This is a genomic window from Microbacterium sp. MYb45, assembly GCF_002979655.1.
Taxonomy (GTDB): domain Bacteria; phylum Actinomycetota; class Actinomycetes; order Actinomycetales; family Microbacteriaceae; genus Microbacterium.
On the sequence record NZ_PCPG01000013.1, the window covers coordinates 11,056 to 34,884 of the forward strand.

Consider the following 23,829-nt stretch of genomic DNA (forward strand, 5'->3'; position numbering starts at 1 on the left):
TCTAGCGTCGTCCGCATGACGACAGTTCCACTCCTGCGCACCGAGATCCCCGGACCGCGGTCGCGCGAGCTCCACGCCCAGCGCGAAGCCGCGGTCGCCGCCGGCTTCGGCATCACCCTCCCGGTCTTCATCGCGCGAGCCGGCACCTCGACACTCGAGGACGTCGACGGGAACACTCTGATCGATCTGGCGTCCGGCATCGCCGTGACCAGCGTGGGGGCGGCGAATCCGCAGGTGCGGGCCAACGTCGCCGCGCAGCTCGAGCTCTTCACCCACACCTGCTTCATGGTGACCGAGTACGAGGGCTTCGTGCGCGTCGCCGAGTGGCTCAACGAGCACACCCCCGGCGACTTCGAGAAGCGCACGGCACTTTTCAGCACCGGCGCCGAGGCAGTGGAGAACGCCGTGAAGATCGCGCGCGCCCACACCGGTCGCCCCGCCGTGCTCGTGATCGACGAGGCCTACCACGGGCGCTCGCTCCTCACGATGGCGATGACGGCCAAAGAGCACCCGTACAAGACCTCGTTCGGCCCGTTCCCCGATGCCGTGGTGCGCGCACCCAACGCGAACCCGCTGCGCGGAGAGGGGGCCGAGTCCGCGCTCGCCGAGGTCGAACGCCTCATCGTCGAGCACGGCCGCGAGTACTTCGCCGCCCTGGTCGTCGAACCGATCCAGGGCGAGGGCGGCTTCGTCGTCCCCGCCCCGGGTTTCCTCCGGGGGCTCCGCCGTATCGCGGACGAGTACGGGATCGTCCTCGTCGTCGACGAGATCCAGTCCGGTCTCGGCCGCACCGGCCGACTGTTCGCGAGCGAGCATGAAGGCGTGGCCGGAGACATCACGCTGACCGCCAAGGCACTCGGCGGCGGGTTGCCGCTGAGCGCGGTGACCGGTCGCTCGGACATCATGGATGCCGCGCACCCCGGCGGGCTCGGCGGCACCTATGCGGGCAACCCCTTGGCTTGCGCAGCCGCCCTCGCGGTGTTCGACGTGCTGGACGAGCCGGGCCTCCTGACGCGGGTCGTCGGCATCGAGCAGACCATCCGCCGGCACCTCGAACCGCTGCTCACCGAGATCGATGCCGTCGCCGAGGTCCGCGGACGCGGCGCCATGATGGCCGTCGAGTTCGCCGACCCGGGCACCCTCGCCCCGCGGTCGGACCTCGCGCAGCGGATCGCGGCGGCCTGCCATGCGGCGGGCGTCCTGGCGCTCACGTGCGGCACCCACGGCAACGTCATCCGACTGCTGCCGCCCCTCGTGATCGAAGAGCCTGTCCTGAACGCGGGCCTCGAGATCCTCGTCGCGTCCATCCGTTCCGTCGCCGCCGAGGAGGCCGCCGCATGAGCACCGTTCCCGATCTGCTCGACTTCGACGAGCTGCTGAGCGACGAGGAGCGGGCGACCCGCGACCGCGTGCGGGCCTTCGTCGACGAGAGAGTGCGTCCGCACATCGCCGACTGGTACGACCGAGCCGTCTTCCCGACGGAGCTCGTCCCGGAGCTCGCCGAGCTCGGAGTGCTGGGCATGCACCTGGACGGATACGGCTGTGGCGGTCGCAGCGCCGTCGAATACGGGCTCGCGGCCCTGGAGCTCGAGGCGGGGGACTCGGGGCTCCGCACCTTCGTCTCGGTGCAGGGCTCCCTCGCCATGAGCGCGATCCACAAGCACGGCAGCGAGGCGCAGAAGCAGGAGTGGCTGCCCCGGATGGCGCGGGGCGAGGTCATCGGCTGCTTCGGCCTCACCGAACCGAACTCCGGCTCGGACCCGTCGAGCATGACGACGTTCGCACGACGCGACGGCGACGGCTGGGTGCTCAACGGCGCCAAGCGCTGGATCGGTCTCGCCTCGATCGCGCAGATCGCGATCATCTGGGCGCAGACCGACGAGGGGGTGCGCGGGTTCCTCGTCCCGACGGACTCTGACGGGTTCGTGGCGACCCCCATCGCCCCGAAGCTGTCGATGCGGGCCTCGATCCAGTGCGACATCACGCTGACCGATGTGCGGCTTCCCGCCGACGCCCAGCTGCCCGAGGCCAGAGGGCTGCGCGCCCCCTTCTCGTGCCTGAACGAGGCGCGCTACGGGATCGGCTGGGGCGTGATCGGCGCCGCCCGCGACAGCTACGCCACGGCGCTGTCGTATTCGCAGACGCGCATCCAGTTCGGGCAGCCGATCGGGGCGTTCCAGCTCACCCAGCAGAAGCTCGTCGACATGGCCGTCGAGATCGAGAAGGCGCAGCTCGTCGCGTTGCGGCTCGGTCGTCTGAAGGATGCCGGCAGGCTGCAACCGCACCAGATCTCCGTCGCCAAGCTCAGCAACACGCGTGCGGCGATCGCGATCGCCCGCGAGGCGAGGACGATCCTCGGCGGCAACGGGATCTCGGGCGACTACTCGCCGCTGCGCCACGCGGCGAACCTCGAATCGGTGCGCACGTACGAGGGCACCGACGAGGTCCACACGCTCGTCCTCGGCGCCCACATCACCGGCTTCTCCGCCTTCCGCAGCACCGCCCCCGAGGGAGCATGATGACCACCACATTCGAGATCCGGCACTTCATCGACGGCGCATGGGTGGAGGGCTCGGGTGACCAGCTCATCGACGTGAATCCGAGCCGCCCAGGCGACGTCGTCGGCGAGGGCCCGGGCGCGTCCGATGCGGATGTCGACCGCGCCTACGCGGCCGCTCGGGCCGCGTTCGACGGGTGGCGCCGCACCCCCGCGCGCTCGCGCGCCGCCATCCTGCTGCGGGCGGCCGACATCATCGAGGCCCACCGTGACGAGTGGGGACGTCAGCTCGCGCGCGAGGAGGGCAAGACGCTCGTCGAGGCGATCGCCGAGACCGGTCACGCCGCCAACATCCTGCGTTTCCATGCGCAGGAGGTCGAACGGCAGAGCGGCGGCCTGTTCGAGTCGCCGAGCCCGGGGGAGCGCATCCTCGTGATCCGCCGTCCGGTCGGCGTGATCGGGGCGATCACCCCCTTCAATTTCCCAATCTCCATCCCCGCGTGGAAGCTCGCCCCGGCCCTCGTCTGGGGGAACACGGTGGTCTGGAAGCCTGCGACCTTCGTCCCCGTGCTGGCGATGCGCTTCGCCGAGGCGCTCGAGCAGGCCGGGCTCCCGCACGGCGTGCTGAACCTCGTGAACGGCACCGCCGCCGTCGGGGAGGCGATCGTGGCGCACCCGGAGGTGGATGCCGTGACGTTCACCGGGTCCACGAAGGTCGGGCGCAGCATCGCGGCGCAGCTCGCGGCCCGCGGCATTCCCTTCCAGGGAGAGCTCGGCGGCAAGAACGCGGCTCTGGTCCTGGAAGACGCCGACCTCGACGTGGCGGTGGAGCAGGTGGCGCTCGGAGCGTTCCGTGCGGCCGGTCAGAAGTGCACGGCGACCTCGCGTGTGATCGTGCACGAGGCCGTGGCCGATGAGTTCCTGCGGCGACTCGCGATCCGTACCGCGCAGATGGTCGTGGGCGACGCGCAGGACGAGAAGGTGGAGGTGGGGCCGGTGGTGGATGCCGGCGCCCGGGACCGCGTGGCTGCCGCCCTCGTCCGCGCCCGTTCCTCCGCGAAGGCGGTCGTCGCCCCTGAGCCGTATTCCGACGGCGCGCTCGCCGAGGGGTACTTCCTCCCGCCGTCCATCTTCGAGCTCGACGAGGAGGACCCGGGTGAGCTGTGGACCGAAGAGCTGTTCGGTCCGGTGGTCGGGGTCCGACGGGTCTCGTCCACCGCTGACGGCATCGCGCTCGTGAACGACAGCGAGTACGGGCTCTCCACCGCCGTCTTCACGACGGGGCTGGCGGCCGCACTCACCGCGATCGAGGACATCCGTGTCGGGGTCGTCCACGTGAACTCGGCTTCGGCCGGCGCCGATCTGCACGTCCCCTTCGGTGGCAGCGGATCGAGCGCGCTCGGCCCCAAGGAGCAGGGCGCGGCGGCCAGAGAGTTCTTCACGGAGACGGCGACGGTCTACCTCCGCGGCTGAGCGCCGGCAGCCCCGCCGGGGCCCGCCACAGCGATGTCCGATTTCCGCCAGTCGAGGTCGGTGGTGCGTGGCAGGGTGGAGGCATGAGCTTCCCCGTGATCGACTTCGACGAGCGCTACCGTGCCATCAGCGCGCGCGACACCCGCTTCGACGGGCAGTTCGTGACGGCCGTGCGCTCGACCGGGATCTACTGCCGTCCGAGCTGCCCTGCACGCACGCCCAACCCGCAGAACGTGACGTTCTATCCGACGAGCGCGGCCGCACACGAGGCCGGGTACCGCGCCTGCAAGCGCTGCCTCCCCGAAGCCGCCCCCGGGTCTCCGGCATGGGACATCCGCGGTGACGTCGCGGCCAGGGCCATGCGCCTCATCTCCGACGGCGTCGTCGAGCGCGAGGGGGTGCCGGGGCTCGCCGCGCGTCTCGGGTATTCCAGCCGGCACCTCACCCGTCTGCTGACGACCGAACTCGGTGCCGGGCCCCTCGCCCTCGCCAGGGCGCATCGTGCGCACACGGCGCGGATGCTGCTCGTCGGCACGGACATGCCGATCTCCGACGTGGCCTTCTCGGCCGGCTTCGCCAGCATCCGCCAGTGCAATGACACGATCCGCGAGGTGTTCGGGCTCACCCCCGGTGAGCTCCGGGCGCGTCGACGCCTGCCGGCCTCCGCGGTTCCCGGTGCGATCGACCTCGTCCTGCCGTACCGCGGTCCGCTCGACGCGAGCGGCATCTTCACGTGGATGGCGGCACGCGCCGTACCCGGGGTCGAAGAGACCACGGCGTCGTCGTTCTCCCGGCATCTGCGGATGGCCGGCGGTCCCGCCTGGTTCGAGGTGAGTCAGGATGCGTCGGAACGCCTGCACCTGCGGGCTCGAGTCGCGCGCCTCGGCGATCTGGCCCCGCTGGTCGCGACCGTGCGGCGCATCTTCGACCTGGACGCCGACCCGCTGGCGATCGACGAGGCGCTCTCCACTCACCCCGAGCTCGCGCCGCTCGTCGCCCGCACGCCCGGTATCCGCGTCCCCGGTTCCGCGGACGCGCACGAGATGCTCATCCGCGCCATGGTCGGGCAGCAGATCACCGTGGTCGCCGCCCGCACGGCGCTCACCGCGCTCACGGAGGCACTGGGGGAGCGTACGCAACAGGGGCTGCTCTTCCCGACGATGACCGCTATCGCCGAACAGGGCGCCGAAGTGCTTCGGGGCCCTGCTGCGCGCATCCGCGCGATCACCGGTGCGGCCGCAGCCCTCGCCGACGGCTCGCTGACCCTGACGGTCGGCGATGACGGTGGCGAGCAGCGCGCGGCCCTCCTCGCCATGCCGGGCATCGGACCGTGGACGGCCGATTACGTGCGCATGCGGGTGCTCGGCGACCCCGACATCCTGCTCCCCGGCGACGTCGCGCTGCGTGCGGGAGCTGCGGCCTCCGGACTCCCGGGAGAGGCCCGGCCGCTCACGGCCTGGGCGGAACGCACCGCCCCCTGGCGCAGCTACCTGAGCGCGCATCTCTGGCGCGCCGCCCCGGTGCGACCGGCAGGGCCCCGGCGCGCGGCATCCACTGCCCGCGCTGCCACCACAGCTGACACGACATCGAAGGAGACCTCATGACCGCTCTCATCCAGACCATCGAGACCCCGGACGGGGCCTTCACGATCCTCGCCGACGAGCGCCAGCGGGTGCTGTCGTCGGGGTGGACCTCCGACGTCGAGGCGATCCTTGAGCGACTGTCTCCGGCGAACCGCCCCGAGGAGCTCCGCGAGGCGAAGACAGAAGCCGCCGACGCCGCACTGGCCTTCTACGCGGGCGACCTGTCGGCGATCGACGCGGTCACGGTGAAGCAGTCGGGCACCGTGCTGCAGCTTGCCGGATGGTCGGCGCTGCGGGCGATCGAACCCGGCGCCCCGCTCACCTACACCGGCTTCGCGGCGCGGCTCGGCAATCCGAACGCCGTGCGCGCGGCCGCCTCGATCTGTGCGCGGAACGCCCCGGCGCTGTTCGTGCCGTGCCACCGCGTGCTGCGCACCGACGGCAGCCTCGGCGGCTTCGCCTGGGGGCTGGACGTGAAGGAGAGCCTGCTCGCGCGCGAGGGCATCGCCGCCTGAACGCCCTCTCCTCGCCGCGCTGCCCACCCCCGGCGGCGCGGCGTCGGCGTGCCGGAAGGCGGGCTGATCACGGATTGCCGCGAAAGACGCCGAACAAATCGGGAATGCGTCTTGTGTTCAGCTGGTTCACAGCAATAGGCTGGTGGGCTGTCGCGCCGACCGGACGACACAGCCGAGCCCTGAGGAGGACACCATGACCACGATCGCCACCGCGCGGATCGCAGCTCTCGGCTCGACCCCGGCGCGCCCGCTCTCCTAGAGCCACTCCGCCCCTTCTGCACCGGATGCCGGACTCTGTGAGTCCGCTCTCGCATCCGTCCCCTTCCGCAACCGCATTCCATACGAAACTCGTCTGAGAGACATGTCTTCCTCGCCTTCCGCGCAGAATCCCCCGCCTTCGTCCACCCTTTCCACTCCGGCCGCACTGTGGCGGCTGAAGCCGTTCGTGAAGCCCGTCATCTGGCGGCTCGCCGGCGGTGCTGCCAGCGCGCTCATCGCGGCCATCATCGCCCTGATGATCCCGATCGTCCTCGAGCAGATCATCAGCGGACCGGTCCGCTCCGGTAACTTCACCGCGATCGTCTGGGGTGCCCTCGCCGTCTTCGCGCTGGGCCTCGGCGAGGCGCTGATGGTCTGGCTGCGTCGTCAGTTCGTGCTCAACCCCTCGACCGAGGTCGAGTACAAGATGCGCACCGAGCTGTATTCGCGCCTGCAGACGCTGCCGGTGTCCTTCCACGACAGGTGGGGCTCCGGTCAGCTGCTCAGCCGCATGATGCAGGACATCGGCCTCATCCGCCGCTGGCTGGCCTTCGGGCTCGTGCTGCTCGTCGTCAACGTGCTCACCATCATCATCGGATCGGTGCTGCTGTTCCGCTGGCACTGGCTGCTCGGCACGATCTTTCTGGTCACGGCGATCCCGCTGTGGATCCGCGGCTACCTCTTCGAGAAGCGCTACGGCGCGCTCACCCGCCGCAGCCAGGACCAGGCCGGCGACCTCGCGACCAGCGTCGAGGAGAGCGTGCACGGCATCCGCGTGCTGAAGGCTTTCGGCCGCGGCAAGCACGCGCTCAGCCGCTTCAGCCGCCAGGCCGAGACGCTGCGCGAGACCGAGATGAGCAAGGCCGGTGCGATCGCGTCGATCTGGTTCTGGCTCGACATGATGCCGCAGATCGCGTTCGGCCTCAGCCTGATGTCGGGCATCTGGCTGATCTCGCAGGGGCAGATCGACGAGGCACAGCTGTTCGCGTTCTTCGCGATGGCCGTGGTGCTCCGCTGGCCCATCGAGTCGATCGGCTTCCTGTTCTCGTTCATGCTCGACGCCCGCACGGCGACCGACCGCGTGTTCGACATCTTCTCCGAGACCAACACCATCACGGACCCGGAGAACCCCGTGCACATCGAGAACCCGCGCGGCGAGCTCGCGTTCGTGGACGCCCACTTCCGGTATCAGGACGCCGGTGCGCACGAGCGCGATCTGCTCGACGGCATCGATCTGGTCCTCCGCCCCGGCGAGACCATGGCGCTGGTCGGTCTCACCGGCAGCGGCAAGACCACGCTCACGACGCTGCCCACCCGCCTGTATGACGTGACGGGCGGCAAGGTCACGCTCGACGGCGTCTATGTGCGCGATCTTCCGCTGTCCGAACTGCGTCAGCACATCGCGATGGCGTTCGAAGACGCGACGCTGTTCTCGGCGACCGTGCGCGAGAACGTGCTGCTCGGCCGTGCCGACCTCGACGTGCACAGCGAAGAGGGGGAGCGCGTGCTCCGGGAAGCGCTCGACGTCGCGCAGGCGTCGTTCGTGGACTCGCTGCCCGACGGCGTCGAGACCGTGATCGGCGAGGAGGGGCTCAGCCTCTCCGGTGGGCAGCGTCAGCGGCTCGCCCTCGCCCGCGCGGTGGCGGCGGCGCCGAAGGTGCTCGTGCTCGACGACCCGCTCTCGGCGCTCGACGTCGACACCGAGGCGCTCGTCGAAGAGGCACTGCGGCATGTTCTCGCCGAGACGACGGCTCTGATCGTGGCGCACCGTCCCTCGACCGTCGCGCTCGCCGACCGCGTCGCGCTGCTCGAAGCCGGCCGCGTGACCGCGGTGGGCACCCACTCCGAGCTGCTGAAGACGAGTCGGCACTACCGCCACGTGATCTCCAGCCTGGAGGCCGAGGAGGCGGCGCGGACCGGGGCGATCCCGATCATCCGCGACGAACAGCTCGAGGTCGAAGACGAGGTCCGTGAGGGCCGCAGAGCCGAGGCCGCCGACGAAGACCCGATCACCGAGAAGGAGGTGCAGCGATGAGCTCCGCCATCACCGGAACCCAGGACGAGGATCGTTCCGAGTACACCCGCGAGGAGAGCAGGGAGATCCGTCGTCGGTCTCTCCGGCTGCTCGGATCGCTGGTGCGCCCGCTGAAGCCGCAGATCGTGCTGGCCGCCGCGGTACTGATCATCTCGACCGCTCTGCAGGTCGCCGGTCCCATCCTGATCAGCATCGGCCTCGACCGTGCGCTGCCTGCAGCCATCGACCAGGCCGACTGGATGCCGACCTTCATGATCGGCGGCATCTACTTGGCCGCCGGCATCCTGGCCGCCGTGATGATCGCCTGGTACGTCATCATCGCCGCCAAGCTGACGCAGGCCGTGCTGCTCGATCTGCGCAAGCGGATCTTCCTGCACACCCAGCGGCTGAGCCTGGAGTTCCACGAGTCGTACACGTCGGGTCGCATCATCTCGCGCCAGACGAGTGACCTCGATTCCATCAAGGAGCTCCTCGACGGAGGTCTGAACGAGCTCGTCTCGGGCGTGCTCTTCGGACTCTTCACCTTCATCGCCCTGTGCCTCTGGGACTGGCAGTCCGGCCTGATCCTCGCGATCGGCGGTGTGCCGCTGTTCTTCCTGATGAAGTGGTTCTACTCGCGTTCGCAGCTGGTCTATCGCGAGTCGCGTGTGATCAGCGCGAAGGTGATCGTCCAGTTCGTCGAGACGATGACCGGCATCCGCGCCGTGAAGGCGTTCCGCAAGGAGCCGCGCAACGACAAGGCATTCCAGGAGATCGCGGGAGAGTACCGCGATGTGAACCGCCGCTCGATGCTGCTGTTCGGCACGTTCGAGCCCGGTCTCATGGGCGTCGCCGCGCTGGTGCTCGGCATCGTCGTGCTGTGGGGCGGCATCCGCGTGTCCGAGGGCGCGCTCACCGTGGGTGTGCTGCTGTCGGCGGTCCTGTACGTGCGCAACTTCTTCGCTCCGATGCAGGAGATCGCGATGTTCCTGAACTCCTACCAGTCGGCCACGGCCGCGCTGGAGAAGGTGTCGGGCGTGCTCGAAGAGGTGCCGACCGTTCCGGATCCCGAGAAGCCGGTCGACCTGTGGGAATCCCGCGGCCACATCCGGTTCGACGAGGTGACCTTCGGCTACAACGGCGAGAAGACGATCCTCCCGAACTTCTCGCTCGACATCCCCGCCGGTGAGACGATCGCCCTGGTGGGCACGACCGGTGCGGGCAAGTCCACGCTGGCCAAGCTCATCTCGCGGTTCTATGACCCCTCCCAGGGACGGGTCACTCTCGACGACGTCGACCTGCGCTCGCTGCACCCGAAGGACCTCCGCCGCGCGATCGTCATGGTCACGCAGGAGGCCTACCTGTTCAGTGGCACCGTCGCCGACAACATCGCCCTCGGCAAGCCGGATGCGTCGCTCGACGAGATCAGGGCCGCCGCGCGTGCGGTGGGAGCGGACGAGTTCATCTCGTCGCTGCCCGACGGCTACGGCACCGACGTGAACAAGCGCGGTGGACGGGTCTCGGCCGGTCAGCGTCAGCTCATCTCGTTCGCCAGGGCGTTCCTCGCGGACCCCGCGGTGCTGATTCTCGACGAGGCCACGGCATCGCTCGACATCCCGTCGGAGCGGTTGATCCAGGATGCGCTGCAGACCCTGCTCAAGGACCGCACCGCGATCATCATCGCGCACCGCTTGTCGACGGTCGCGATCGCGGACCGGGTGCTGGTGATGGAGCACGGGCAGATCATCGAGGACGACACTCCGGCCGCGCTCATCGGCGGTACCGGCAAGTTCGCCCAGCTGCATGCGGCTTGGCAGGAGACACTGGTCTGATGATGCCGATCACCTCACCTCTGCGGGCGCGGGACCTCCCCGTGCTCGCAGGGGTGGGGATCGGCTTCGGGAGTGCGGCACGGGGGATCCGTCCGTCGCCGCGCCTGGGTAGCATCGAATCATGGACCCCTTGCTGCTCGCCGCCGAGTGGTGGTGGATCGCGCCGACCGCCGTCGCTGCGGGAACGGCCGGTGCGATCGGTCTGCGTCGCCGGAGCAGCACGATGAGCGGGCGTCGGCTCGAGGTCGATGCGGCGCGCCACGACCTCAGGACGGCGCAGCGGATCGCGTCCGAGCGACGCATCGCCCTGAAGATCGCCCGTGCCGATCTGGCTCGCGTGACCGCGGAGCGCGCAGCGCAACGCGCGACAGCGGAACAGGTGGCCGGAGCGCGGCGCATGCTCAAGGAACGGGAGCGCGACGCCAAGGCGGCCTCGGCCGACGTGCGTGCCCGTCAGGTGCGTCTGAACGCCGCACGCGCGGCGATACCGGCGTCCTCCGAGCCCGGCCCCGTGGAACGGCTGCATGCCACGCACGACGCCGTGACGGTCCGGTGGATGCGGTACGAGACCGACCCCGCGCTCCAGATCGCCTATCCCGCGATGACCGATGTCAAGCTCCCCGCCACGGCGGCGTACCTGCGGGCAGCCGGACACGCGGCCGAGATGCGGCGCGCGGTCTCCGGCAAGACCACACCCGCCGACTTCGCGGCCTACCGAGACGCGGTCGCCGAGCTCGAGCGCGCCTTCGAGGCCGCCGAGCACGCGGCGAGGGTCCAGGCCGGCGAGGCCCCGCCGAACGCGGCGTGGCAGGACGCGGCCCAGGACATGCTCAGCCGTTCCGCCGAGGCGATCGACCGTGCTGCCGGTGCGGCGGCATCCGCCATCGCCGCCTGGACCAACCGGAAGAAGCCCGGCAAGCCGGACGACCGCCCCTGACGGCCGCCCGGCGAAGCCCGGATGTGCGGTCAGGCCTCCACGGTCCGGGTGCGGATGAGTTCCCGGTACCAGAGGCCGGAGTCCTTCACGGTGCGTGCCAGGTCGTCGAAGTCGACCCGGACGATGCCGAAGCGCTTGGCGTAGCCGTACCCCCACTCGAAGTTGTCGAGCAGCGACCACACGAAATACCCGCGCAGGTCCACACCGCGCTCGATCGCCCGGTGTGCGGCGGTGAAGTGCCGGCGCAGGTAGTCGGTGCGCTCGACGTCATGCACCCCACCGTCCTCGGTCACCTCGTCTTCGAACGCGGCGCCGTTCTCGGTGACCATGAGCGCCTGCTCGGGGAACTGCTCGGAGAGTGACACCAGCAGCTCCTCCAGTCCCTCCGGAGCGATGTTCCAGCCCATGGCGGTGTAGGGACCGGGCTGCTCGACGAACTCGACCAGCTGGTCGCTGCCGGGCCAGGCCGTTCCGCCCGCGGCGCCCTTGTGGCCGTCGTTCTGCTGCTTCGGCGAGACGCCGTCCCAGAGGCGCACGGTCGCGGTCGAGTAGTAGTTCACACCGAGCACGTCAATCGGCTGGGCGATCGTGGCGAGGTCGCCCTCCTGCACGAAGTTCCAGTCGGTGACCGATGCGGTGTCCTCGAGGAGATCGGCCGGGTATTCGCCGCGCAACATCGGGCCGGTGAACGCGCGGTTGGCGAGGGCGTCGATCCTGCGCATCGCCTCCGCGGCCCCGTCGCCGTGCCCGCGGAGCACGTGGAAGTTCAGGGTGACCGAGTAGTCCGGGTCGCCGGTGGAGGTCGCGCGAAGCGCCTGCACCGCGCGACCGTGGGCGAGGTTCAGGTGGTGCACGGCAGACAGCGCCGATTCCGGTTCGTGCCGTCCGGGTGCGTGGCCGCCCTGGCCGTAGCCGAGGTAGGCCGAGCACCACGGCTCGTTCAGTGTCGTCCAGGTGTGCACGCGGTCGCCCAGGGCCGCACCCATGATCTCGGCATAGCGCTCGAAGGCGTCGGTGGTCGCCCGCGACGTCCAACCACCGGCATCCTCGAGATACTGCGGGAGGTCCCAGTGGTAGAGCGTCGCCACCGGCCGGATTCCGCGTTCGAGCAGCCCGTCGACCAGGCGCGAGTAGAAGTCGATCCCGGCCTGATTCACCGCGCCCGATGCGGTGGGGACGATGCGCGGCCAGGCGATCGAGAACCGGTAGGCCTCGAGCCCGAGGTCGGACATCAGATCGAGGTCCTCGTCCACACGGTGGTAGTGATCGCACGCGACGTCGCCGGTGTCGCCGTTCCAGACCCGACCCGGTGTCTTGCTGAAGGTGTCCCAGATCGAGGGGGTGCGCCCGTCCTCGGCCGCGGCTCCCTCGATCTGATAGGAGGCGGTGGCCGACCCGAACGTGAAGTCCTCGGGGAACACGAGTCCGGAGCCGCGGTAGTCGTCGCGGGGCGTGAGCAGGCTGGTCATGCGGTGATCTCCTCGAGGTCGACGGTGTAGTCCTCGGCGCGTCCATCCGGGTCCGTGACGGTGACCGTGGCGCTGCCGGCGCCGCCGGGGAAGACCCGGAGCCGCAGTCCGTCATGGTAGTCGTAGTCCGGGCGGTCGACCCGGGCGCCCCAGGGGAGCGCCGTGCCCGGCCGTACGTACAGCGGCAGCGAGTCGAACCCGTGCTTCTCGCGCCGCCAGCCGCCGCCCGTGACGGTCTCGCCCGTCAGCAACGAGGTCCATTCGCCGGCGGGGAGGTAGAACTCGACCTCTCCGTCTTCGGTGAACACCGGGGCGACGAGCAGGTCGGACCCCAGCATGTACTGCCGGTCGAGGTAGGCGGTCGCCGGATCCTCGGGGAACTCCAGCACCATCGGCCGCATCAGCGGCACCCCCGTCGCCGCGGCATCCAGCCCCTGCTGGTACAGGTACGGCATCAGGCGCATCTTGAGGTGCGTGAACTGCCGCGTCACCTCCACGGCCTCCTCGTCGAACGCCCACGGCACCCGGTACGAGCTCGAGCCGTGGAAGCGCGAGTGCGACCCCAGCAGCCCGAATGCCGTCCAGCGCTTGAAGACACCGGCATCCGGCATGCCTTCGAACCCGCCGATGTCGTGGCTCCAGAACGCGAACCCCGAGAGCGCGAGCGACAGGCCTCCGCGCAGCGTCTCGGCCATCGACGTGTAGGTCGAGGTGGAGTCGCCGCCCCAGTGCACCGGCATGGTCTGGCCGCCGGCGCTCGCGGACCGGGCGAACAGCACGGCGTCGCCCTCGCCGCGTGTCTCGGTGAGAACGTCGAACACCGCGCGGTTGTACAGGTCGGTGTAGAGGTTGTGCATGCGCTCGGGGTCTGCGCCGTCGGCCCACACCACATCCGTGGGGATGCGCTCGCCGAAGTCGGTCTTGAAGCAGTCGACGCCCTGCGCGACGAGGCCCCGCAGCTTCGACTGGTACCAGGCGGTGGCGTCGGGGTTCGTGAAGTCGACGAGCCCCATACCGGCCTGCCAGAGGTCCCACTGCCACACCGAGCCGTCGGCGCGCTTCACCAGGAATCCCTGATCGGCGGCTTCCTGGAACAGGGGGGAGCGCTGGGCGATGTAGGGGTTGATCCACACGCAGACCCGCAGATCCTTGTCGTGCAGGCGTCCGAGCATCCCCTCGGGGTCGGGGAAGACCCGCGGATCCCACTCGAAGTCGCACCACTGGAACTCGCGCATCCAGAAGCAGTCGAAGTGGAAGACCGACACCGGCAGCTCGCGCGCGGACATCTCGTCGATGAAGGAGTTCACGGTCTGCTCGTCGTAGTCGGTCGTGAAGCTGGTCGACAGCCACAGCCCGTAGGACCAGGCGGGGACGACGGGCGGGCGACCGGTGAGAGCCGTGTAGCGACCGAGCACGTCCTTCGGAGTCGGACCCGCGATCACGAAGTACTCGAGCACCTCGCCGGACACCGAGAACTGCACGCGCTCCACGGATTCCGAGCCGATCTCGTAGGAGACGTGGCCCGGGTCGTTCACGAGCACGCCGTAGCCGCGGTCCGAGAGGTGGAACGGGACGTTCTTGTAGGCCTGCTCGCTGGAGGTGCCGCCGTCCGCGTTCCAGATCTCCACGGTCTGGCCGTTCTTGACCAGCGGTCCGAAGCGCTCGCCGAGTCCGTAGACGTGCTCTCCGACGCCGAGGTCGAGCTGCTCGTGGACGTAGGCGGATGCGCGGGGAGCTGCGCCGCCCTGCCGTCCGTTGCCGACGATCCCGCGATCGACCTGGGCATCGTCCGCCAGCCGCACGTAGCCCTGCGCCTTGTGGCCGCTGCCGGTCACCCGGCGTCCGTCGACCTCGAACGAGAGGTCCCACGGCTCGCCGGGGGTGATGCGCGCGACCAGGGATCCGGCGTCCAGCACACCGCCGTGGTCGCCGACGGAGATCGAGGCCGTTCCCGTTCCCGCGCCGGGCAGTGAGAAGCCTCCCTGCCGACGTCCGCCGGCGTGATGCGCGATGCGTACGCGGATGACGCCCTCCGCGGGGGAGGAGAGGGTGGTGGTGAGCACGGGGCGGTTGAGGGTGTCGCCGCGTTTCGCGATGACCATCGTGGGTGCGGTGATGACGATGCCGGTCCCGTCCGGCGTCTCGTCGGTCTCGGCGATGTCGTACGCCTCCTGCGCATAGAGCGCGGTGACCCCGGGACGCAGCTGCCAGAACCCGTCGGTGAACTTCATTACTTGACTGCTCCTGCGGTGATGCCCCGGGTGAGGGTGCGTTGGAAGATGAGGAAGAAGATGAGCGTCGGGATGATGCCCAGCAGCGCCGAGGCGCTCGTGGTGGTGACGTCCATCAGGCGGTCGCCCTGGAGCACGCTGATGGCGACGGGAACCGTCTGATTCGCATTCGAGGCGAGGAACGTCAGCGGGATGAGGAACTCGTTCCACGTCCAGATGAAGAAGAAGATCAGCAGGACCGAGAGCGTGGGACGGCTGATCGGGAAGATCACTCGCCACAGGATCTGCCAGCGGCTCGCACCGTCGAGCGACGCGGCCTCCAGCACCTCCTTGGGGAACGTGCCGTAGACGGACGAGAGCAGGTAGGTGCCGAACGCCGCTTGGATGACGGTGAAGACGATGATGACCGACCACACGTTGTCGTACAGTCCGACGGACTTGAACATGTAGTACAGCGGGTAGAGCAGAGCCTCCTGCGGCAGCAGGTTGGCCATCAGGAACAGCAGCACGATCCACGAGCGACCGCGCACGCGCCCGATGCCGATCGCGAAGGCGTTGAGCATCGAGATGACGACCGCGAGCACCGACACGATCCCGGCGATGAAGATCGAGTTCCAGACCTTCTCCGGGAAGTTCACCCGCTCCCAGAAGGTGATGATGCCGCCGAAGTCGAGCGACTCGGGGAGGGCGAGGGGGCCGGAGGTGGCGTAGTCGACGGGCGACTTGAACGAGTTCACGAGCACCAGATAGGACGGCGCGATGACGAGCAGTGCGCCGACGATGACGAGTGCCAGCAGCAGCCAGTCGATCGGTCGCTTCTTGGTCATGCCGCCGCGCGGGCGCGTCTTGGCGGGCTTCCCGGTGACGATGGCGGTGGTGGCGTGCATCACAGACCCGCCCTTTCCTTGCGCTCGAGGGAGTTCTGGACGCGGATGAAGATGATCGACACGATCACCACGACGATGGTCAACACCGTCGCGATCGTGGCGCCGTAGCCGACGTTCCGCTTCGTGAAGAACTCCTGGTAGGCGTAGTACGCGGGCACCAGGGTGGCACCGGCAGGGCCGCCGCGGGTGATGATGTAGACCGGACCGAACACCTTGAGTGCGGCGATCGTGCAGGTCAGGGTGACGACGAAGATCTCGGGGCGGATGATGCTCATCGTGATCGCCGAGAACCGCTGGAACCAGTTCGCGCCATCGAGCTCCGCGGCCTCGTACAGCTCGGGGTCGACGCGCTGGAGCGCGGCCATGAAGACCACGACGGGGTAGCCGAGCTGCACCCACACCATGACCACCATGAGCACGATGAGCGCCGACGGCATCTGACCGAGCCAGTCGTAGGCGGGCAGGCCGAACCACCCGAGCATCTGGTTGAGGGCGCCGTCGCTGCCGGGGCGTACGATCCAGCCGATCACGATGCCGGCGACGGCGATCGGGAGGATCTGCGGGAGGTAGTACGTGGCCCGGAGGAAGCTGCCGACCTTGCCGCCGAACTTGCGTCCGACGACGTCGAACAGGAGCGCGGCGACGATCAGGCCGACGATCGTGGGTACCACGACCATCGCGATGATCATCCACACCGAGTTCGTGAACGAGGTCCAGAAGTCGTCGTCGGTGAGGATCTCCTGCCAGTTCTCGAGCCCGATGAACTCCGGTGTGCGCACCCCCTTCCACTTGGTGAACGTCAGGTACACGTTCCAGATGAGCGGGACGATCACGACGACGAGCAGGAGCACGAAGCCGGGGAGCAGGTAGATCCAGTAGGCCCCGGTCCCACCGCGGCGCTGCGGGATCGACGGCTGTTCGGGCGGCAGCTTCGTGCGGCCCTCGCGGCGGGTGGCGAGTGACATGTTCATCTCCAGGAGGTGCGGGGGCGGCGTCCGTGCGGATGCCGCCCCCGCGGGTCGATCAACGGAAGTCGGCGGTGCCTTCGTCGTACTGCTCGCCGAGGTTCTTGTTCGTGGTCTCGACGTCCTGCACGCCGGTGACGAGGCCCTGCAGCTCCTGCACGATCACGTCGTAGAAGCCGGGCGCGGGCCAGTCCGGGTAGAACGAGAGGCCGTCGGCGTCGAGGACCCCGTTGAACGTCTCGATGAGGGCCGCGCTCTTCTCGTCGGTGATGTCGGCGGTGTCCGCCGCGACGGGGAGACCGCCGTTGTTGCCGATGATCGCCTGGATCTCCGGGCGCATCGTGATGTCGATGAACTCGTAGGCGAGGTCTTTGTTGGACGCGTTCTCGGGAACGACCCAGAGGTTGCCCGAGGAGCCGAGCGAGAGGTCCGCTCCGGGGAACGCGGCCATCGACCAGTCGAAGCCGGTGGCCTCGGCGACGAAGCGACCGAACCACCACGAGCCCGAGACGAAGATCGGCGACGAGCCGTTGATGAACGAGACGCCGGCGTCTTCGGCCTTGACCGACGAGACATCGGAGGCGATGTAGCCCTTGTCGACGTACTCCTTCAGGGTCTCCGTCGCCGACGTGACCTCGGGACCCTGCCAGTCGACGGGCTCCTTGTAGAGCTGGTAGTCATCGACGAAGCCGCGGTCGGCCTCGAGCAGCGCGAGCTGATACCAGAGTTGTCCCAGCGGGTACTCGGCGCCGGCTTCCGCGAGCGGCGTGACGCCCTGGGCGACGAAGGCGTCGAGCACGTCGACGAACTCCTCGTACGTGGTGGGAATCTCCAGCCCTGCTGCGGCGAAGGCATCCTCGTTGTAGTAGACGCCGACGAACTCGCCGTAGTTCGGAACGCCGAACCAGGTGTCACCGCCCATCACGCCGTCTTCCGAGTACTTGGCGGTGGTCTGCAGCGACGGCGCCAGCTTCTCGTCCCATCCGTACTCCTCGACCGCGTCGGAGATGTCGGCGATCAGGCCGGTGGAGGCGAGGAAGCCTGCCGTCGCGTTGCCCTTGTTGAACTCCATGAGGTCGGGCGCGGCGTCGGTGTCGAGCACCTGGCTCGCCGTCTTCTGGATCTGCTCGAAGGACTTCTCCTCGAACTCGACCTTCGCTCCGGTCTCCTTCTCGAAGATCTTGATGGACTCGGCCCAGGCCTTGCCCATCGCACTGTCGGCGCCCTCGTAGTGCCAGAGCTTGAGGGTCTGACCGTCGCCGCCCTCGTCGCCTGAACCGGCTGTACAGCCGCTCAGCGCGATGCCGGTCGTCGTGAGCGCGGCCACCAGGGCCAGCGCCTTCGTCCTGCGGGTGCTGCGTGCCATCGTCGGCACTCCTTTCTCAATGGCCCCATGGGCCGGACACTTCACTGGGTCGGATTGTTCAGTTGTGGGCACGGCATCGTCGAAGCGTTTCGATCGCGAACATGCCGGCGAGAGGGTGAGGAGGGTGGTCAGTCCTGGGCGGGGGAGACGGAGCCGACCGAGCGGTACTCGGGCGGGATGAGGTGGATCTCCGCGGGCGCGAGCGGGTCGTCCAGACGGCGGATGGCCAAGTCGACCGCGATTACGCAGGATCGCTGCGGCACCAGCGGGATCGTGTCGACGGGCACCGGCAGTGCCGAGGTGTCGAAAGATGCGGCAGCGGAGACCACCGAGACGTCGTCGCCGACCCGCAGTCCGTGTTCGGCGAGCACGGACAGCAGCACCTGGTGCACGTCGTCGACGGCGTGCACGATGAACGCGCGGTCTCCGCGGGCGAGCGCGGCCTCCGCGGACGCGCGCACGGTGACCGCATCCGTCACCGCCGCACCCGAGGGGGACCAGTCGAGAGTGACGCCACGGGCGGCGGCCTGCTCCTGCGCGCCCCGGAGCAGGCGTCGGGGGAAGTTCGACTTGCGGTACGAGACCTCGGTCTGCCCGAGCAGGGCGATGCGTCGGTGGCCCGCGTCGGCGAGACGGTCGACGGCCAGCTGGCCGGCCGCCTCGAAGTCGAGGTCGACGCAGGTCAGGCCGTCGCGGTCGTCGGGCAGGCCGATGAAGATCGTGGGCGTGCCGACCGAGCGGGCGATGGGGACGCGCTCGTCATCGGGGGCGACGTCGAGCACCAGGATCGCGTCGACGAGGTTGCTCGCCGCCACGCGGTTCATCCCCTCGGACGCCTGCTCGTCAGTGAGGAGGAGGATGTCGAAGCCCTGTCGCCGGGCGGCGACCGCGGTCGCGAGCACGAAGGCCATGTGGGTGGGCGCGTGCGTGTCGGCGCGCAGCGGCTCGGTCAGGGCGAAGATGTGGGTGCGCCGACCGGCCAGCATGCGCGCGCCGGCATCGGGCTCGTAGCCGAGGGCCTCCACGGCATCCTCGATGCGCATCCGGGTCTTCTCCGAGACCGGGCGCTTGCCGCTGAGAGCGTAGGAGACCGTGCTGATCGACACACCGGCGGCGCGTGCCACCTCATGGATCGTCGTCATCGGGACTCCATTGTCATCGTGCGGGAAGCAATCGTCGAAGCGCTTCGCTCACGCTTCTCCAGCGATGATAGACACGACCCGTCGCCCTGCGCAAGCCTTTTGTGGTCATGCGCAACAAATACGCTTCCGCAACCGTGGGAGCGATCCCGCGGTCTAGGGCGACGAGGTCTCGATGGGGGAGGGGATTCGAGACCCCGCCGCCGGCCTAGGACGTGACGCGGATCTCGGCGATGACCTCGCCGTACGCGGTCTCGCCGACAGGCGTGAAGCCGACGCGGTGGAAGAAGGTCTCGGGCCCGCCCTCGCCGGCCTCGTAGATGACGTTGACGTGGTCGACGTCGCGCGCCTTGGCCTCTTCGACCAGCGCCTCGACGGCGAAGCGGCCGACGCCGCGACCCTGATCGTCGGCGTCGACGTTGATGCGCCACAGCACGGAGCGGAAATGCTCCTCCGGTGCTTCGGGATCGAAGTTCGCGCTGACGAAGCCGACGACCTCGTTGCGGTCGAGGATCACCCGCTGCCAGGAGGTCTGCGGGTTGATGACTGTGGCTGCGATCCCGTACGAGACGGGAGCGAGGAACTGCTCCTGTCCGGGCTTGAGCGACAGGTTGTTCACGGCGACGATCGTCGCAGCGGAGAGTTCGACCATGCGCAGTTCGGACATGGACCCAGGCTAACCCCTCGGGCCGGAACCGACACGTCTCGGTCGAACATTTCGTCCAGAACTGGCCGATCGTCACCACTCGCCGGACGTCGGTGAGAGGCCGGGGCAACGGGCCCGAAGCCACTCAGGTATCTTGGTATCGAGACAAATAGACCACAAGAGCGGAGAACCTCCCGGTGACCGACGAAGCCATCATCTACACCCACACAGACGAGGCGCCGGCACTGGCCACCGCCTCGTTCCTGCCGATCATCCAGGCCTACACGGGTCAGGCGGGCATCGACTTCGAGACCCGCGACATCTCGCTGGCAGGCCGCATCCTGGCCGCCTTCCCGCAGAAGCTCACGCCGGAGCAGCAGGTGGGCGACGCGCTCGCCGAGCTGGGCGGCCTGGCCACGCTCCCCGAGGCGAACATCATCAAGCTGCCGAACATCTCGGCATCGATCCCCCAGCTCAAGGGCGCCATCGCGGAACTGCAGAAGCAGGGCTACGACATCCCCGACTTCCCGGACGAGCCGTCGTCGCTCGAAGAGAAGGACGTGCGCGCGCGCTACGACCGCATCAAGGGCTCCGCCGTGAACCCGGTGCTGCGCGAGGGCAACAGCGACCGCCGTGCGCCTCTCGCCGTGAAGAACTACGCGAAGAAGCACCCGCACCGCAACAAGCCGTTCGCCGCGGGATCGAAGACGCGCGTCGCCACCCTGGGGCACGACGACTTCAAGCACAACGAGCGCTCCTGGGTCGCTGCCCACGACGACGTGCTGAGCTTCCGGCACACGGCCGAAGACGGAACGGTCACCGTGCTGAAGGAGGGCCTCAAGGTCTTGCCGCGCGAGATCATCGACGCGACCTTCCTCTCCGCCAAGGAGCTGGATGCCTTCCTCGCCGAGACGCTGAAGACAGCCGCGGCCGACGACGTGCTGTACTCGGTGCACCTCAAGGCGACCATGATGAAGGTCAGCGACCCCATCATCTTCGGGCACGTCGTGAAGGCGTTCTTCGCCGACGTGTTCGCGCAGTACGGCGACAAGCTCGCCGCGGCAGGACTCAGCGCGAACGACGGGCTCGGCTCGATCCTCGCGGGGCTCGCGAACGTGGCGGGTGGCGACGAGATCGCCGCCGCCTTCGACAAGGCGATCGCCGAGGGGCCGCGCCTGTCGTACGTGAACTCGGACAAGGGCACGACGAACCTGCACGTGCCGAGCGACGTGATCGTCGACGCATCGATGCCCGCGCTCGTCCGCAACGGTGGAAAGCTCTGGGGCAAGGACGGGGAAGAGGCTGACACCCTCGCGGTGATCCCCGACTCCTCGTACGCGAGCGTCTACCAGGCCGTGATCGACGACGTGATCGCGAACGGTCCGCTCGACCCGGCGACGATCGGCACGGTTCCCAACGTGGGGCTCATGGCGCAGGCCGCCGAGGAGTACGGCAGCCACGACAAGACGTTCGAGATCGCCGCAGACGGCATCGTCCAGGTGCTCGACAGCGAGGGCACGGTGCTCATCGAGCACACGGTCGGCAAGGGCGACATCTGGCGCGCGACGCAGACCAAGCACATCCCTGTCATGGACTGGGTCAAGCTCGCGGTCACCCGTGCACGCGCGACCGGCGACCCCGCCGTTTTCTGGCTCGACGCGAACCGCTCGCACGACGCCCAGATCATCGCCAAGGTGCACCAGGGCCTCGCGACGCTCGACACCAAGGGCCTCACGATCACGATCCTCGCGCCCGAGGAGGCGACGCGCTACACGCTCGCCCGCATGCGTCACGGGCTCGACACGATCTCGGTCACCGGCAACGTGCTGCGCGACTACCTCACCGATCTGTTCCCGATCCTCGAGGTCGGCACGAGCGCCAAGATGCTCTCGATCGTGCCGCTGCTCGCGGGCGGCGGTCTCTTCGAGACCGGCGCCGGGGGCTCCGCACCGAAGCACGTGCAGCAGCTGGTCGAGGAGAACTACCTGCGGTGGGACTCCCTCGGCGAGTTCTTCGCGCTGGCCGCATCGCTCGAGCACTTCGCCGACCGCACGGGCAACGAGAAGGCCCGCGTGCTGGCCGAGACGCTGGACGCCGCGACCGGCACCTTCCTCGAGGAGGACCGCTCCCCGGGCCGCGCGCTGGGCACCATCGACAACCGCGGCAGCCACTTCTACCTGGGCCTGTACTGGGCTCAGGAGCTGGCGAAGCAGTCGAAGGACGCCGAGCTCGCAGCGGCGTTCGCCCCCATCGCCGCGACGCTCGCCGAGAACGAGGAGAAGATCGTCTCCGAGCTCAACGCGGTGCAGGGCAAGCCGGTGGAGATCGGCGGCTACTACCGTCCCGACGAGGATCTCGTCGCCGCGGTCATGCGTCCGTCCGCCACGCTGAACGGCATCGTCGACGCACTGCGCTGACACACGAGAAGGGGGTGGATGCTTCGGCATCCACCCCCTTCTTCATGTCCGCGGGAGAGCGGTTCAGTAGTAGACCGAGACCTCGAGGCCGACCGGCGACCAGTCGTAGACGTACTTGGCGAGATCGATCGGGAGGTTCACGCAGCCGTGGCTCATCCGCTGGCCGAAGTTGTTGTGCCAGTAGGTGCCGTGGAAGCCGATGTTCGGCGCGAACCAGGTGATCCAGGGGACGTCTTCGGTGCAGTAGGGCGCGCCCTCGTAGCAGCCCATGTCCTGGATGGCCGTGTGCGCGAACACCTTGAAGTTGCCGGCCGGGGTCAGCGTGCCGGGCAACCCGGTCGACACCGCCCAGGACTGCACGACCTCGTTGTTCTGGAACAGGTAGGCGCGCTGCGAGCTCAGGTTGATCTCGATGCGGCGGAACAGGTTGACCGTCTCGAAAGCGGTCTCGCCCACGGTGAGCTTGTAGACCCCGTCGCCGGCGGCGAGCTGCTGAGCGAACTGCTCGGCGATGCCCGACGTGTCGCCGACGGCGCGGCCCACGACGCCCTCCTGCTCGGCCCGCAACACGGTGCCGGCGGAGTCGACGATGTTCGTGGCGTTGACCGGCGCCCGGTCGACGAGACCCGGAAGCGTGTCGACGGTGGCCTGGATGGCCTGGGCGTCGGCTTCGATGCGCAGCTGGCCGTCTTCGTCGACCACGGTCAGCCAGGTGGCTGCGACCGCGGGCTTGACCGGCACGGTGCGTTCGTCGCCGACGTAGAAGCCGATCGTCCCGAGCATCGTGTTCAGCTCGGTGGCGGTGGCGGTGGCGTCGTCGTCGGAGACGGCAGGCAGGGCCTCAGCAGGACCGCCGGGGTATTCGAGAGACGTCTTCCCCGCGGCCACCGCATCGGTGAAGGCGGCGGTGAGATCGCCGAGGTCGATTCCGGTGCCGGGCTCCGAGGCCGTGACGATGTACTTACCGCCGGCGGGGTCGAATGCGACACCGGCATCCACCGGGTCTTGGAAGCTCGACGGCACGGCGCTGCGCAGCGCCGCGGAGGCCATCTCCGCATCGAGGGCGATGTCGGCGGGAACCGGATCGCCCATCCACATGCCGAGGTTCCACAGCGGTCGGGCGGCGAAGGCGGCATCGGCGAGAGCGGTCGCATCGAGGGACGCGCCGAGGTCGGCGCCGGTCAGGACCGCGTCATCTCCGTCGCCGGTGAGCGTGACCTCGGTCTCGGCGAGATGCGTGCTGATCGCTTCGGCCGCGGCGCCCGGTGTCATCCATCCGACCGGGATTCCGGCGACGGTGGTTCCCGGTGCGATGAGTACCAGCGAGGCTGCTCCCGCGCCCAGGGCGACGACGCCGAGTCCGAGCCCGATCCAGAGGCCGAGGCGGCGCTTCTTGGGGGCCGGTTCGACGGGGGCCCACGCCAACGGCTGTTCGCCGGTGGTGGGCGGGACGGCGTCGGTGGCCGAGTCCCGCGGCGTGAGTACGGCGGTGGGCGTGGCGTCGTCGCCGTGCGCCTCGGCTGCTGCGCCCGGCGCAGAAATCAGATCGGTCACGAACTTCACCCCCCGGATCTCAAACGTGTCCTGAGGTCCAATGGTA

At 69.0% G+C, this 23,829-nt stretch carries 17 protein-coding genes; 9 read left to right on the forward strand and 8 right to left on the reverse strand.

The window, feature by feature from the left end; genetic code table 11:
- Positions 1-15: 15 nt before the first annotated feature.
- The 8 genes from gabT (at position 16) to CQ034_RS16030 (ending at position 11,109) form a co-directional block, all read left to right on the forward strand.
- A complete protein-coding gene (gene gabT / locus CQ034_RS15995; RefSeq protein WP_105711836.1) occupies positions 16-1,341 on the forward strand; it encodes a 4-aminobutyrate--2-oxoglutarate transaminase in 1,326 nt (441 codons plus the stop codon).
- A complete protein-coding gene (locus tag CQ034_RS16000; RefSeq protein WP_105711837.1) occupies positions 1,338-2,519 on the forward strand; it encodes an acyl-CoA dehydrogenase family protein in 1,182 nt (393 codons plus the stop codon). The genes gabT and CQ034_RS16000 overlap by 4 nt, the downstream gene beginning before the upstream one ends.
- Positions 2,519-3,970 carry an aldehyde dehydrogenase gene (locus tag CQ034_RS16005; protein WP_105711838.1) on the forward strand — a complete coding sequence of 484 codons (1,452 nt, stop codon included), beginning with the start codon at positions 2,519-2,521 and terminating at the stop codon, positions 3,968-3,970. Before CQ034_RS16000 ends, CQ034_RS16005 begins: the two co-directional genes overlap by 1 nt.
- Positions 3,971-4,053: 83 nt before the next feature.
- On the forward strand, positions 4,054-5,574 hold the full coding sequence (locus CQ034_RS16010; protein WP_105711839.1) for a DNA-3-methyladenine glycosylase 2 family protein: 1,521 nt from the start codon (positions 4,054-4,056) through the stop codon (positions 5,572-5,574).
- Positions 5,571-6,068 carry a methylated-DNA--[protein]-cysteine S-methyltransferase gene (locus tag CQ034_RS16015; RefSeq protein ID WP_105711840.1) on the forward strand — a complete coding sequence of 166 codons (498 nt, stop codon included), beginning with the start codon at positions 5,571-5,573 and terminating at the stop codon, positions 6,066-6,068. The genes CQ034_RS16010 and CQ034_RS16015 overlap by 4 nt, the downstream gene beginning before the upstream one ends.
- A gap of 361 nt (positions 6,069-6,429) precedes the next feature.
- Positions 6,430-8,361 carry an ABC transporter ATP-binding protein gene (locus tag CQ034_RS16020; RefSeq protein WP_105711841.1) on the forward strand — a complete coding sequence of 644 codons (1,932 nt, stop codon included), beginning with the start codon at positions 6,430-6,432 and terminating at the stop codon, positions 8,359-8,361.
- The gene (locus CQ034_RS16025; RefSeq protein WP_105711842.1) at positions 8,358-10,172 is read left to right on the forward strand and encodes an ABC transporter ATP-binding protein; all 1,815 of its coding nucleotides are present in this window, start codon (positions 8,358-8,360) and stop codon (positions 10,170-10,172) included. Before CQ034_RS16020 ends, CQ034_RS16025 begins: the two co-directional genes overlap by 4 nt.
- Positions 10,173-10,293: 121 nt before the next feature.
- Positions 10,294-11,109 carry a hypothetical protein gene (locus CQ034_RS16030; protein WP_036303542.1) on the forward strand — a complete coding sequence of 272 codons (816 nt, stop codon included), beginning with the start codon at positions 10,294-10,296 and terminating at the stop codon, positions 11,107-11,109.
- Between the two features lie 29 nt (positions 11,110-11,138).
- On the opposite strand, the gene CQ034_RS16035 is transcribed toward CQ034_RS16030, so the two are convergent.
- The 7 genes from CQ034_RS16035 to CQ034_RS16065 form a co-directional block, all read right to left on the reverse strand.
- A complete protein-coding gene (locus tag CQ034_RS16035) occupies positions 11,139-12,578 on the reverse strand; it encodes a GH1 family beta-glucosidase (RefSeq protein ID WP_105711843.1) in 1,440 nt (479 codons plus the stop codon).
- Complete coding sequence (yicI, locus tag CQ034_RS16040; protein ID WP_105711844.1) at positions 12,575-14,809, reverse strand: alpha-xylosidase; 2,235 nt, start codon at positions 14,807-14,809, stop codon at positions 12,575-12,577. The genes CQ034_RS16035 and yicI overlap by 4 nt, the downstream gene beginning before the upstream one ends.
- Positions 14,809-15,696, reverse strand: coding sequence for a carbohydrate ABC transporter permease (locus CQ034_RS16045; protein ID WP_105711895.1), 888 nt, complete (start codon positions 15,694-15,696; stop codon positions 14,809-14,811). Before CQ034_RS16045 ends, yicI begins: the two co-directional genes overlap by 1 nt.
- Entirely contained in the window at positions 15,696-16,661 is a 966-nt protein-coding gene (locus CQ034_RS16050) for a carbohydrate ABC transporter permease (protein WP_105711845.1), read from the reverse strand. Before CQ034_RS16050 ends, CQ034_RS16045 begins: the two co-directional genes overlap by 1 nt.
- A gap of 58 nt (positions 16,662-16,719) precedes the next feature.
- Positions 16,720-18,027, reverse strand: coding sequence for an ABC transporter substrate-binding protein (locus CQ034_RS16055; RefSeq protein ID WP_105711846.1), 1,308 nt, complete (start codon positions 18,025-18,027; stop codon positions 16,720-16,722).
- Positions 18,028-18,155: 128 nt separating this feature from the next.
- Complete coding sequence (locus tag CQ034_RS16060; protein WP_105711847.1) at positions 18,156-19,169, reverse strand: LacI family DNA-binding transcriptional regulator; 1,014 nt, start codon at positions 19,167-19,169, stop codon at positions 18,156-18,158.
- 205 nt (positions 19,170-19,374) lie between these two features.
- Positions 19,375-19,833, reverse strand: coding sequence for a GNAT family N-acetyltransferase (locus CQ034_RS16065; RefSeq protein WP_029262312.1), 459 nt, complete (start codon positions 19,831-19,833; stop codon positions 19,375-19,377).
- Between the two features lie 176 nt (positions 19,834-20,009).
- On the opposite strand from CQ034_RS16065, the gene CQ034_RS16070 reads away from it, so the two are divergent.
- Complete coding sequence (locus CQ034_RS16070; RefSeq protein ID WP_029262313.1) at positions 20,010-22,229, forward strand: NADP-dependent isocitrate dehydrogenase; 2,220 nt, start codon at positions 20,010-20,012, stop codon at positions 22,227-22,229.
- Positions 22,230-22,292: 63 nt separating this feature from the next.
- On the opposite strand, the gene CQ034_RS16075 is transcribed toward CQ034_RS16070, so the two are convergent.
- Positions 22,293-23,783 (reverse strand): L,D-transpeptidase, encoded by a 1,491-nt coding sequence (locus CQ034_RS16075; RefSeq protein WP_258134243.1) that lies wholly within the window; start codon positions 23,781-23,783, stop codon positions 22,293-22,295.
- Positions 23,784-23,829: the final 46 nt, after the last annotated feature.

What these genes read in the sequence shown, in the direction of transcription:
- CQ034_RS16025 (WP_105711842.1), top strand. Translation starts at nt 8,358, where the DNA reads ATGAGCTCCGCCATCACCGGAACCCAGGACGAGGATCGTTCCGAGTAC.
- CQ034_RS16030 (WP_036303542.1), top strand. Translation starts at nt 10,294, where the DNA reads ATGGACCCCTTGCTGCTCGCCGCCGAGTGGTGGTGGATCGCGCCGACC.
- CQ034_RS16050 (WP_105711845.1), bottom strand. Translation starts at nt 16,661, where the DNA reads ATGTCACTCGCCACCCGCCGCGAGGGCCGCACGAAGCTGCCGCCCGAA.
- CQ034_RS16035 (WP_105711843.1), bottom strand. Translation starts at nt 12,578, where the DNA reads ATGACCAGCCTGCTCACGCCCCGCGACGACTACCGCGGCTCCGGACTC.
- yicI (WP_105711844.1), bottom strand. Translation starts at nt 14,809, where the DNA reads ATGAAGTTCACCGACGGGTTCTGGCAGCTGCGTCCCGGGGTCACCGCG.
- CQ034_RS16015 (WP_105711840.1), top strand. Translation starts at nt 5,571, where the DNA reads ATGACCGCTCTCATCCAGACCATCGAGACCCCGGACGGGGCCTTCACG.
- CQ034_RS16060 (WP_105711847.1), bottom strand. Translation starts at nt 19,169, where the DNA reads ATGACGACGATCCATGAGGTGGCACGCGCCGCCGGTGTGTCGATCAGC.
- CQ034_RS16005 (WP_105711838.1), top strand. Translation starts at nt 2,519, where the DNA reads ATGACCACCACATTCGAGATCCGGCACTTCATCGACGGCGCATGGGTG.
- CQ034_RS16045 (WP_105711895.1), bottom strand. Translation starts at nt 15,696, where the DNA reads ATGCACGCCACCACCGCCATCGTCACCGGGAAGCCCGCCAAGACGCGC.
- CQ034_RS16065 (WP_029262312.1), bottom strand. Translation starts at nt 19,833, where the DNA reads ATGTCCGAACTGCGCATGGTCGAACTCTCCGCTGCGACGATCGTCGCC.
- CQ034_RS16020 (WP_105711841.1), top strand. Translation starts at nt 6,430, where the DNA reads ATGTCTTCCTCGCCTTCCGCGCAGAATCCCCCGCCTTCGTCCACCCTT.
- gabT (WP_105711836.1), top strand. Translation starts at nt 16, where the DNA reads ATGACGACAGTTCCACTCCTGCGCACCGAGATCCCCGGACCGCGGTCG.
- CQ034_RS16055 (WP_105711846.1), bottom strand. Translation starts at nt 18,027, where the DNA reads ATGGCACGCAGCACCCGCAGGACGAAGGCGCTGGCCCTGGTGGCCGCG.
- CQ034_RS16000 (WP_105711837.1), top strand. Translation starts at nt 1,338, where the DNA reads ATGAGCACCGTTCCCGATCTGCTCGACTTCGACGAGCTGCTGAGCGAC.
- CQ034_RS16010 (WP_105711839.1), top strand. Translation starts at nt 4,054, where the DNA reads ATGAGCTTCCCCGTGATCGACTTCGACGAGCGCTACCGTGCCATCAGC.